The sequence below is a fragment of the Aliivibrio sp. A6 genome, from assembly GCF_028765505.1.
Lineage (GTDB): Bacteria > Pseudomonadota > Gammaproteobacteria > Enterobacterales > Vibrionaceae > Aliivibrio > Aliivibrio finisterrensis_A.
Genome location: NZ_JARACR010000034.1, coordinates 1 through 11,691 on the forward strand (window position 1 = coordinate 1; position 11,691 = coordinate 11,691).

12 protein-coding genes and 1 pseudogene are annotated in these 11,691 nt (G+C 38.9%); 10 read left to right on the forward strand and 3 right to left on the reverse strand.

Features of this window, described 5'->3' with window-relative positions; genetic code table 11:
* The 4 genes from PVK70_RS16090 to PVK70_RS16105 form a co-directional block, all read left to right on the forward strand.
* Window positions 1–390 (forward strand): hypothetical protein (locus tag PVK70_RS16090; RefSeq protein ID WP_274441665.1); only part of this gene is annotated, 390 nt, incomplete at its 5' end.
* A 270-nt stretch (window positions 391–660) separates the two neighbouring features.
* Window positions 661–930 (forward strand): PTS sugar transporter subunit IIB, encoded by a 270-nt coding sequence (locus tag PVK70_RS16095; protein WP_130043479.1) that lies wholly within the window; start codon window positions 661–663, stop codon window positions 928–930.
* Window positions 931–942: 12 nt separating this feature from the next.
* Complete coding sequence (locus tag PVK70_RS16100; RefSeq protein ID WP_130043480.1) at window positions 943–2,199, forward strand: PTS ascorbate transporter subunit IIC; 1,257 nt, start codon at window positions 943–945, stop codon at window positions 2,197–2,199.
* On the forward strand, window positions 2,196–2,645 hold the full coding sequence (locus tag PVK70_RS16105) for a PTS sugar transporter subunit IIA (RefSeq protein ID WP_165367110.1): 450 nt from the start codon (window positions 2,196–2,198) through the stop codon (window positions 2,643–2,645). The genes PVK70_RS16100 and PVK70_RS16105 overlap by 4 nt, the downstream gene beginning before the upstream one ends.
* Window positions 2,646–2,729: 84 nt before the next feature.
* On the opposite strand, the gene PVK70_RS16110 is transcribed toward PVK70_RS16105, so the two are convergent.
* Window positions 2,730–3,842, reverse strand: coding sequence for an NADH:flavin oxidoreductase (locus PVK70_RS16110; RefSeq protein WP_130046741.1), 1,113 nt, complete (start codon window positions 3,840–3,842; stop codon window positions 2,730–2,732).
* A gap of 284 nt (window positions 3,843–4,126) precedes the next feature.
* Between PVK70_RS16110 and PVK70_RS16115 the strand changes: the two genes are divergently transcribed.
* From PVK70_RS16115 to PVK70_RS16125, 3 genes and pseudogenes are all read left to right on the forward strand, one after another.
* Window positions 4,127–6,640, forward strand: coding sequence for a DUF4150 domain-containing protein (locus PVK70_RS16115; RefSeq protein WP_242504719.1), 2,514 nt, complete (start codon window positions 4,127–4,129; stop codon window positions 6,638–6,640).
* On the forward strand, window positions 6,633–7,043 hold the full coding sequence (locus PVK70_RS16120; RefSeq protein WP_130046740.1) for a hypothetical protein: 411 nt from the start codon (window positions 6,633–6,635) through the stop codon (window positions 7,041–7,043). Before PVK70_RS16115 ends, PVK70_RS16120 begins: the two co-directional genes overlap by 8 nt.
* A 9-nt stretch (window positions 7,044–7,052) precedes the next feature.
* A pseudogene (locus PVK70_RS16125) lies at window positions 7,053–7,354 on the forward strand (hypothetical protein); the annotation flags it as partial.
* A 274-nt stretch (window positions 7,355–7,628) separates the two neighbouring features.
* Here the strand turns inward: PVK70_RS16125 and PVK70_RS16130 are convergent.
* Window positions 7,629–7,916 (reverse strand): hypothetical protein, encoded by a 288-nt coding sequence (locus PVK70_RS16130; RefSeq protein WP_130046739.1) that lies wholly within the window; start codon window positions 7,914–7,916, stop codon window positions 7,629–7,631.
* A gap of 312 nt (window positions 7,917–8,228) precedes the next feature.
* Here PVK70_RS16130 and PVK70_RS16135 point away from each other — a divergent pair, with 312 nt between their 5' ends.
* Window positions 8,229–9,695: a peptide MFS transporter gene (locus PVK70_RS16135; protein ID WP_130046738.1), complete on the forward strand. Its 1,467-nt coding sequence runs from the start codon at window positions 8,229–8,231 to the stop codon at window positions 9,693–9,695.
* Window positions 9,696–9,869: 174 nt separating this feature from the next.
* Window positions 9,870–10,214: a rhodanese-like domain-containing protein gene (locus PVK70_RS16140; protein WP_130046737.1), complete on the forward strand. Its 345-nt coding sequence runs from the start codon at window positions 9,870–9,872 to the stop codon at window positions 10,212–10,214.
* A gap of 15 nt (window positions 10,215–10,229) precedes the next feature.
* On the opposite strand, the gene PVK70_RS16145 is transcribed toward PVK70_RS16140, so the two are convergent.
* A complete protein-coding gene (locus tag PVK70_RS16145; protein WP_130046736.1) occupies window positions 10,230–11,036 on the reverse strand; it encodes a crotonase/enoyl-CoA hydratase family protein in 807 nt (268 codons plus the stop codon).
* 217 nt (window positions 11,037–11,253) lie between these two features.
* On the opposite strand from PVK70_RS16145, the gene PVK70_RS16150 reads away from it, so the two are divergent.
* Window positions 11,254–11,490, forward strand: coding sequence for a hypothetical protein (locus PVK70_RS16150; RefSeq protein WP_130043487.1), 237 nt, complete (start codon window positions 11,254–11,256; stop codon window positions 11,488–11,490).
* The last annotated feature ends 201 nt before the right edge of the window (window positions 11,491–11,691 follow it).

The window sequence follows — 11,691 nt, forward strand, 5'->3', positions numbered from 1 at the left end:
AATACGCATACCGTGATTGTAGCGTTTGAGAATACAGGGAGTATCCGAGCGATTAGTGCCGCAAAATTAAGAAGTGGACAACTGGCTGATCGTTCCGTGCCGCCTGAGTCCATTATGGTGGGTGAGAAAGTAGAGTCAGTAAAACATGGCTTATTAACCATTGTTCAAGTGGAGTCAGAAAATATTGTTCTCTTAACCGATGAAAAAGGTGAAGAAGTACGAATGCTATTACCTGCCGTACAAAAAATGAAGCTCAAAGCAGGCGAAGGCGAAATACAAAAAGAAGAGCCGAAAATGCCAATGTCATTAAGCGCGCTAACAAAACGAAATAAAAAGACCAAAGACGTAAATAATCTATTGAAAAAAATGCTGACAGATTACGGGAAGTAATAAACTAATACTTATTGATTATTTTTACAGGTCGAATTAATAAAGCTCATCTATTTATAAATACAACCCCCATCACAGTTTCAAATTCCTCAGAAAAAATTAACAAAGCTTTTTGTTAATAAGACTATATTAAGTAGATCTGCATCACAATCTCATTTTGGCTTTGTGATTTAGATCTATTTAAATCTTCAATTTACCTATTAAGATTCTCAACATAATTACTAGGGAATGAAATATACATTCCACTTAATCCTACAGAGAGTATATAAAATGAAAAAGATCTTAGTTGTATGTGGTAACGGTTTAGGCACTTCATTAATGATGGAAATGGCAGTTAAAGAAGTGGCTAAAAAAATTGGTTTTGAAGCCGAAGTTGATCACGAAGATTTATCATCAGCAGCATCAAGCACCGCTGATATTTGGGTTGCAGCAACAGATGTAGCCACTCAATTAGAAGCTGCTGGTAAGCAAAATATCATTAGTCTTAAAAATATTTTTGACAAAGTGTCTATTGAAGAGCAACTAAAAGCATTCATGTAAGGTCTGATTATTATGGTTAATTTCTTTGAATTTATGCTTGGCTTATTAAAAGAGCCAGCAATAATGGTAGGTTTAATTGCCTTTATTGGCCTTGTCGCTCAAAAGTCAGATATATCCACCATTTTAAAAGGCACTATTAAAACCGTAATGGGATTTTTAATTCTAGGTTTTGGTGCTGGCGCTTTGGTTGGCGCATTAAATAACTTCTCAACCGTATTTACAGAAGCGTTTGGTGTGAGTGGTGTTATTCCAAATAACGAAGCGATTGTGGCATTAGCACAAGAAGCGTTTGGTTATGAGATGGCATTAATTATGTTCTTCTCATTTATTGTGAATATCGTACTGGCTCGAATTACTCCTTTAAAATATATATTTTTAACGGGTCACCACACCATGTTTATGTCGATGCTTGTTGCGGTGATTTTATCAACAGCAGACATTACCGGTACAACGTTAGTTGCAGTAGGCTCTATCATTGTTGGTTCGCTAATGGTTATCATGCCAGCGATTGCTCAAAAATATACTGAAAAAGTAATGGGCACAGACCAACTTGCAATGGGTCACTTCTCAACACTTTCTTATGTGGTTTCAGGCTATATTGGCAGCAAGTTTGGTGACACATCAAAATCAACAGAAGACATTAACGTACCAAAAAGCCTAATGTTTTTACGTGATACGCCAGTGGCTGTTGCTGCAACGATGGCACTGTTCTTCTTATTGGCTTCTAGCTTTGCTGGTGGTGAGTTTGTTGAGAGCGTATCTGGTGGACAAAACTGGGTGGTATTCACCTTTATGCAATCACTTACTTTTGCTGGCGGTGTTTACATCGTACTTCAAGGTGTAAAAATGTTGATTGCTGAGATTGTTCCAGCGTTTAAAGGTATTTCAGACACATTAGTACCTGGTGCAAAACCTGCACTAGATTGCCCAATGGTATTCCCTGTTGCGCCTAACGCGGTATTAATTGGCTTCTTATCTTCATTCTCTGCTGGTCTATTAATGATGGGTGTACAAGGCATGATGGGGTGGACGATTATTGTTGCTGGTGTTGTTCCTCACTTCTTCGTGGGCGGAGCTTCTGGTGTATACGGTAATGCAACGGGTGGTTTACGTGGCGCTATCTTAGGTTCATTTACACAAGGTATCTGTATCTCAATCTTACCAATGTTACTGCTTCCTGTGCTTGGTGGTTTAGGGTTAGAAGCAACAACCTTCTCTGATTTTGACTTTGGTGTTGTTGGTCTACTACTTGGATGGTTTGTATCATGAGTTTATTAGAATTAATTGGTGATGACGGTATTGTTATTACATCTGAAAGCAATTTAAGTGTTGATTCAGCGTTAGCGTTAACGTGTTCAGTATTACTTAAAAATGGCAAGATTGAACCAAGTTACTTAGAAGCCATCAAACAGAAACACAATGAAATTGGTGCTTACTATGTGCTTGCTCCTAAAATTGCAATGCCACACGCAAGACCTGAAGATGGTGTAAACGAAGCGGCGCTTCAAATCACCGTGTTTAAGAATGGTGTGAACCTAGAGTCAGAAGACAATGGCGATGTGTACTTTTCAGTGACATTAGCAGCAATGGATTCAGACAGTCATATCAATACGATTATGGCGTTATCCGAGTTGTTCCAAAACGATGAAGATATCGAGGCAATCATTAATTCAGATAACCAAAGCGACATCGTTGAGATCCTAAAGAAATACTAGAATTCCCCCTCTAGTAAATCAAACTAAAACGCCGCAGTTAATACCTGCGGCGTTTTTATATTTGTCACTCTAAAGAAAGTAAATTTACGCTTGGTCTTTCTTTGGCTTTCTCTTTTTATACACCACGCAGAAATTACCGCGTTTAGTGCGACACTTAGAGCAACGCTCACAATCGACTTCTGCTCTGCTGCCTTCTTTCCAGCGCTTAATTAACTGAGGCTCAGCAAGCAAAGGGCGTGATAAAGCAAAATATTGAATATTGGTGTTCTCAGCAATGGCTTCAATCGCACCAATATCGTTAAGACCACCCACCGTAATCACAGGGATAGAGATGTCTTCACTGATTACCGCACCATACTCACGGAAATAGCCTTCATCTTGCAGCGTATAACCATCGAATGATTCGCCAATCATGGTGCTTGCATTGCCGTGAATATTGCCTGAAACGATAATGGCATCAACCCCAATCTCTTCCAGTTTTTTACAGATAAGGCGAGTCTCATCAAAGGTTAAACCGCCATCAAAAAACTCTGTGGCCGTTAGCTTAACTAAGATAGGGAAATCATCACCCACTAATTCTCTGATCTTGGCATAAATCTCAATTAAGAATCTCATGCGGTTTTCTAAGCTACCGCCGTATTCATCTTCACGACGGTTGTAATATGGGCTTAAAAATTGATTGATTAAATAAGTGTGCGCCGCGTGAATTTCAACACCATCAAAACCAGACTCTTGCGCTCGACGGCTTGCTTGAGCAAAGGCATCAACAATGTAATCAATCTCATCTTTAGTCATCGCTTTACCAAGAGTTTGCGTGCCTCTTTCGCATACGTCACTTGGTGCAAAGATCACACGCTCGCCGACGTTATACGTGGTCTTAGTGCCACCATACGCCAGTTGCATCGCAATCTTAGAACCATACTTGTGCACTAACTCAGTCAGCTTTTGGTACTCAGCAATAAAAGAGTCGTTGTACATACCCATCATGCCGGCATTGGGTTTTTCTTCCTCAACGATGTTTGCATAACCTGTCACTATTAAACCAACTTCACCTTGAGCTAGCTCTTCATAGATATCGTAAAGTTTGTCTGTCATATGGCCATCTTCAGTCGCCATATTTTCCCACGTTGCACTTCGAACAAAGCGGTTCTTTAGTGTCATGTTGCCAATTTTGGTTTGTGTAAACAAAGTGCTCAAGTGCAATCCTCTCGAAGTGTTCTGTCATGTCGTTGGGATAAAAGGGCGGCAATAGTAGCGCTAAGAAAAGAGCAAAACCTTAATCTATATTAAGAAGTGGGCATATAATTGATGTAGATAGGTGGTTGTCTCAGCTTGTTCGATATATAAATTATAGTGATCTCTAATCCATAACTTACAATTCAGTTATTTTGCCTAATGGAACCGTCACTTTGTCATGTTAATGAACGTTGTAATAGAAGGTACAATTTACATTATTAAATGTGATTAACAATGGTGATATTTTGGCGGCAACAATAGGTGCAAATGGATTAAGTGTAGTGCATAAAGGTTCAGGCGGAGAAGCAAGTGCCGATTCTCCTGATGTCTGTGCAACGACAACAGGAAAATCGACCTCTAATATCGCCTATGGTAATAGCGCAAAATCTTCAGATTTGGCTGGTGGCTCTACTACCGTGACCATGGATGGCGGTAACTCTGTTGCGCTTAAAGGGTCTATCTTTTCCAAAAGTACAGGGGATGAAGGTGGCGATAAAAAAGGTGTTTCTTCTGGTACTATTCAAGGAGAAGCTGCATTTATAACAGCATCACCCACGGTAAAAATTGAAGGTCAAGGTGTTGCAAGGCAATCTGATTCTATGACTATGAACTCAGGCAATACATTGTGTAGCGGCGTTCAAAACCCATCTTTTCAAATTGGCACGCCAGAGCCAGAAACTTACTCCGTTAATATCTATTGTGAAAACTTAGCCAATGCACCATTTAAAGTCAAAGATGGCGATGGCAATATCGTTGCTTCTGGTGAGTTAGATGGCAGAGGTAAATGCACGCTTGACCCATTACCAGAAGATATGCGCCTTGAAGTGGAATATGAAGAAAGCCCGAATGAATTCAATTGGGGTCCTGGACCTGTAGATTTTAATCAGCGCTATGGTGAATTAAGTGATGATGCTTTCTTTTCATTAGCAGCAGGCTCGCAGTATCCGTTTTGGTTACGAAAACCCAACAGCCGAGCAGAGCAATATCAGTGGGGTATCTTAGGCAGCCAAACCTACCCAAATGAGACTCTACAATCCATTATTGAATTAGAGGCGAAGTATCTTTCACCACAACTGTTTACCTATTGGGATGCACAAGAGTTCGCTACCTCATTATTAAAAGTGATGGATAAAGAGCCAATGGAGCAAAAAGACGTCCGTTATTTTGTGTCACAACTGCTTTGTATTGCTTCTCCCAATATCTCAACTTCAGTATATGCCGATGCGATTTATTCCTTTATTTGGTTGGATGCCTCAACGTCTTATGGTGAGTTGTGGGCAAATCTACGCTATTTCGGTAAAGGAAATCCACAAAAAGCATGGGATAGCCTTGATTGGTCTGCAGCAGCACAGCACATCAATAAAGTGGCGGATGCTTTTTTTGAGCGTTTTCTATCACGATTAGAGTGCGTAAAAGGCAATGCGTCATTAGTAAGATCCAGCGAAGTAGAGAAGGTCACACTTGGGCATATTGATACCGTTAAGCGTGTTAGAAAACAGCTTATTGATGAGACTCAAACCCTACTTGATAACACTAAAGCAAAGATACAAGGCATTATCGATAAAGGTGGAGATAAGCCATCAGTAGTGAAGCGTCCAAACCAGATTGTAGCCAGTGCGTATGAGCTGAATGATAAGTTATATATTCAAGCACCTAAGTTAGATAAGGCGAAGATGGAGTTAGATAATAGCTTTGATGTTGACGATACCTATATCGTTTTTTCTGATTCAAAAATTACAATTGAAGATTTTGTAAAAGAAACGTATCTATCAGCTGAACCTGAAGTTATTGAGCATTTCATTAAGTCAAATCCACACTTAAAAAGAAGTTTTCATCAGATAGTAGAAGGAATGCCATTAGTCGTATCTCCTTGGAAAGATCCTCATCAAGATGAAGCATACGCAATAGAACAAACAGATGAGTTGATGACAGAGTTCTTAACACTATCCAGTGATGAGAAAAAGTGGTTTTCTGAGCATCATGAAACGACAGCTAATGCATTATTAATGGTTGCAACTTCAAATTTAGATATTAATAAAGGAAATAGTGAAAATTCTGAACTTATTGATTTTAGCTTAAGCCACATGCTTGCTGGTAGTGGTGCTGTTATTGCTGGAGCACAGGTTCAAGGAGATAAAATTAGTAAGAAGATGACTAACTTTTCCGAGTACTCTAAAATTATTGCAGAAAAAACGAAAGGTCTTTCTGGTCCATCTTTATATTCAAATTATGATTATAAAGAGTGGCGAGGTAGAGCTAGAGCTTTCCAAAAAGAAATGAAGAGTATTATTTCTGAAGTTGGGTCCCCAAGTTATATAAAATCAATTCAAACAAAAAATATTAATCGTTATCTTAATGTTGATAAGCGTCAGCTTTATAAAGCAAAAGATTTTGCTAAGTCCGTTTCTGGGATTGATATGACTGCGTTGTATAAGCAATCGATGTCATTTAGTAAAGGTTTAGGCATTGGGTCGTGGTTGGTGACAGGGCTGGGACTTTATGGAAATGGAAAAGATATTTACCAAACTTGTAGTATGAATGATGTTATTAGTGAAGCATGTGGTAGAACTGTTACTAAAAATTTGAGCTCTGCAACTGTTAATGTTTTAGGCGGACTTGGTATTGGGGCCGTTTTTGCTCCTGTAACTGGAGGGTTATCTATAGTCCTTATTGGCGGAGGAAGTTTATTATGGGGGATGTATGGTGGTGATATATCAAACGATATAGGTGTTATCATGGAGGATTTTATTTTTGATTGATTTATTAAGTAAATATTCAGCTTTAGTAGTTGTCAGTGTTGGTATTTTTTTTCTTACTGGAATTTTATATTTAACGATTAAATTAAGAAGGAATAAGCATGAAATTATTCGAAACATATCAAATAGTGCGCCTGTAGCTTTTAAAGAAAAGTCATTATTTTCAATGGAAAGTAATATGTCTTGGATTGTAGGGAGCGCTTTAAGTTATATCTGGTTTATTTACCCTATACTGCGCATTTTTTACAGGATTTCAAGCTTAGAAATAAGTAAATGGAATTGTAAAATAAAAGCATCTTATGGACGGTATTCTCTTGTTTTTTTAGTTACAATTTATCTTGGAAATATAGCATGGTTGGCATTTTGTATATTTGTTTTCTGTCGAATATTAAATGCTAATGCATGAATAATAGCTATAATATTACTTACAGTTTCCTTGGGAAGCTTTAAACATATTATTTTTAGTGATAAGCAATTAGCAAAGGACCTTGATAAATATTATGCAAAAATGGGTATATGCGGCCTCAATACCAAGCATCTTGGGATGTTGGTAGTCGATTCATTGATTATTGTATTGCTTATCCATTTATTAGAAAAAGAGCATCAACAGACTCAAAGAAATTTACAGTGTTCATGTGGTGGAATGCTTTAGGTATGTGGAGTTGGTTAGGGGTCTTTGTTTTTGGTTTTCTGGCTAAATTTTTTGGGACCATTTAACGAAATGTCACTTAAAGTACATTCGTCATCATTCATACAAAAATAAAAAAGCTCATACGTGATAAAACGTATGAGCTTATTATTTAATTGAACGAAAGGTAATCATGATTTTGGTTAATATCTTTTAACTCTAATTAGTATATTTTGTTATTAACTCGATTTTTAGTTTCAGGATCAATAATATTCGTTGTTTTCTTTGCTGATTTTCTCATAGAAGTAATGATAATAATTGCTTCTTGAATATATCTCTTTGCCATACTCATTGACATCAATCCTATACATTAACTAAATAGTTACAATTCATGTTATTGCAGTCGTCATTATTTTTATGTAATTCAATGAGATAATTTTTTCGTTTGCTCATTTGGATAGCAGCAATAATGGTGCTCTTTTTAGCATCGCCAATCAAGCGTGTAGCCTTTCTTACTATGGCTCTATCTTTATAATTTAAATAATATATTTCATAACTAATAAGTCGAATGCCTTCATTAGCACTCATACCTCTTTTTTGCAGTTGTGTCAGGATTCTTCTATCTAAAAATGTAAGATTAATAAAATTCATATTCTACCTATATAAAAGAAAGAACACATCCTTGTGTATGTCTATGGGAAGAATAATAGATATTTACTTTAAAGTTACCTATAGCATTCATGAAATAAATGGTAATGGTTTGCCTACCTGTAGAGATCACATGTTTATGCGTGATTTTCCCTCGAATTCTTACCTCCATTTTTGAAAACTTATGTTACACGGGATTTGCCGCAAATATCTTGGTGTTTTTATCGTTGCTGTGTATGTTTAGCCAATATTAGTGAATAAGTACCAATAGAAAAATAATTGACACTTATTCGGGCAACCGTCATAGGGCAGCAGATGAACACGATCAAACAACCTAAAGGGCTATTCCACATTATTGCGATACAAATGTGGGAGTTTTTCAGCTATTACGGCATGCGCTCTTTATTGATCCTTTTCTTAACCGAAAAGCTATTAATGTCAGATCAACATGCTTACGCCTTATATGGAGCCTATACCTCACTGGTATACGTAACGCCAATCATTGGGGGCTATTTAGCAGATAAATATTTAGGTAACTATTGGTCAGTGATTTTAGGTGGTTTATTGATGGTCGGGGGGCACTTTGTTCTCAGTATCCCAAGTAGCGATCACACCACACTTTATATCGCACTATCATTAATTATCTGTGGCTATGGATTCTTTAAAACCAACTCAAGCTGCTTATTGGGCGAGCTATACCAAACCAAAGAACAAGAGCACGGACGTGAAGCAGGCTTCTCTATCTCTTATATTGGTGGCAACATCGGCTCAATGATTGCGCCTATCTTATGTGGTTTTGCCGCCATGAAATGGGGATGGCACATCGGCTTTTCACTAGCAGGGGTAGGGATGCTTATTGGTTTGGGCGTATTTATCTCAGGGCGTAAAAACTTTGCCCATGTAAGCCAACCAAACTTTAGTGCACTACAACAAAAAAGCGCAGGCATTCCGCATTGGTCTTTACTGATCATCGCCATTGCCGTCGCCACATTAGGTTTGGTATTTGTACTTAAAAATCTATGGGCAGGCTACATCTTGTTCGTGATTTGTTTTATGTCAGTGCTGCATATCATTGGCTTGTATCGTAAAAGTGATGCAGAAGATCGCCAAAAACTAAACTCCATCATGTACTTCATGCTCTTTGGTACCGTGTTTTGGGCCTTTGACCAACAAGGTGGTAGCTCAATCAGCTTATTCATTGAGCGCAACATCAACACCAATATTGGCGGTTTCACCATTCCAACCGCGTTCTTCCAAGCCATTAACCCTGTCGCAGTCATTGTTGGTGGTGCAGGCGTCGCATGGTTATGGAAAATATTAGACTCAAAAAGCATCTCAGTAAGAACGCTCACTAAATTGAATATGGGCCTTTTATTATTAACCGCAGGCTTTAGCTTAATTACCTTGTCATCAAAACTAGCAATGGCAAGCGGCGAGACAACCTTCGTTTGGTTAATGGTTGGCTTATTGTGCATTGGTGTTGCTGAACTGTTTATTGACCCAGTCGCCCTTGCTGCCATTACTCGCTTAAACCCACAAGGCGCAACAGGCACATTAGCGGGAATCTATATGCTTGCAGGGGGCTCTGTGGCCAACTACTTAGCGGCAGATATTGCACAGTTTACCTCAACAAATACTGGAGAAAATGCAGGAGCCTTAGATTTAATCGTCTCTGCAACGCAATACCATCACGTATTCCAAAGTATCCTATTTGTGACTGTCGGTGTATTTGTATTAGGTTTGATTGTGGATTTCAAACACCGCAAACAAGCAGCAATGTAACAGATAGCCAATTTAACTTGGTGGATATAAAAGCCAGTGATATTCCTTTTTATTAAAGAGAATACGCTGGCTTTTTTGATCTAGCCTATAAATACGATGAGCAACCTATGTGAAAACACACAATCCAGATTAAAATAAAGGCAAATTTTACTGAGCATTTTAAAAGGACAATAAATGAAAATTAAAGCGGGATTATGTCTACTACTATCAATGCTGTCTTTTAGCTGTTGGGCATCAGAGCGCAGTGAGCAAGCGTGGGCTCTTGTCGAGCAAGGCGCATTATTAATAGACGTACGCACCCCAGGTGAATTTAGCCAAGGACACCTAACCGACGCCGCAAACTTGCCATTAAGCACCGTTGAAACCGCCTTTGCTAATATCGATAAAGACACGCCTATTGTGGTGTATTGCCGCAGTGGTGCGCGCTCAGGTAGAGCGATGAGCTACTTACAACAAGAAGGCTATACCCAAGTACATAATGGTGGTGGCTTAGAAGAAATGCTATCGACCAAGCCATAAAATCAACCCGTTAACTCACCAAAAGCGTTGTCTGTTTTTAAACATAGGCAGCGTTTTTTTCTTTAATGCATATTGCGCCTGCATAAAATTCTTACCAATTAAAATACGCACTTGGCTATAACTCTCATAAGCCAAAAGCTTCCATTTAGGCGCCGTCCAATAACGGTTATAAATATGCTTAGTTGCCGCAATCGCATCAGGCGACGTCTGCGAAAGCTGCTTACTTAACTCAATTGCCGCCTCTAATGGTTTGTCGTTAATCTCAGTAATAAGCCCATGATGCAACGCCGTTTTTGCATCTAACTGCGTCGCACACATACTGAGCCTCATTGCTTGGTCTTTAGGCATAATCTCCCTAAGCGTTAAAGACCCTGCCATATCAGAGGTTAGGCCCATTTTTGACTCCATAATCGACAAGTTAGCGCGAGAAGACGCAATTCTAAAATCAGCCCCAAGCGCAATTTGAAGCCCAGCGCCCCAACAATACCCATCAATCGCCGCAATTACAGGCACCGAAAGCCCACGCCAATTGGCACTCACTTGTTGTGCCTTATTTGCATTGCCCGGCCAGACTTTTAACAGCAATTTAATCGCTTGAGATTTTTGTTTCATGATCGACTTAAAATCCAAACCCGAGCTAAAATTATCACCACTGCCGGTTAAAATTATCGCCCTAATGGTGTGATCACGCTTAACTTTGCGGCTAACATCAATTAACTCCTCAAACATAAGATAATTGACAGCATTTAGTTTCTCAGGGCGGTGCAAGCGAACAATCAGAATATTATCCTCTTGTTCAACCTGAAGATGCTGGTAGTTCATACAAATCCTTTTAATTTTTCAATCCCACCACCAGTATAGTTAAAAAGCCAAAAAGAGCAGGATAAGCGTGATAGATATAAGAGATAGAGCACGAAGCATTGATCTTTGCCATAAAGTTGTGAAAGTTGCTTCACTATTGCTTGACCAGATTAGCGCTTACAACTAAATTTAGAAAAAAGGAAAGCCCATCTGGTATAAATACGGGGTCAGAGGCGATATGAAAGTAGAAGCAATTGGTAAAATTCAAACTGAATCAATAGAAAGAGACAGAAGCCAAGAAGAGCTAAAAAACAGCATAAGTAACATGAAAATGCAGAACGAAGGCGTGTACGACCAACAAGCCATCAACTTCGCCATGAAGCGCGGAGAATTAAGAGAGAAAGAAATCGAATCCAGAGCGAATCGATTAAAAGTTTACATGGATCAACAGCGAGCGCTAAACAATATCGCCTAATCTTAATGACTAAGAAACAATCTCTCGTTCTTAGTCATTAAATTAACCATCACAACTCTTATCTCAATCTAAGCATCTTGCAAAGAAGCACCCTTCGGGCAACCTGCTTTATCTCGCGAATTGGCATTACGCTCATACTTCGCTACACACCAATGGCTCAACCAAGCCACAAAACGCTTCGCTGTGTCTTGTCCCTACGGG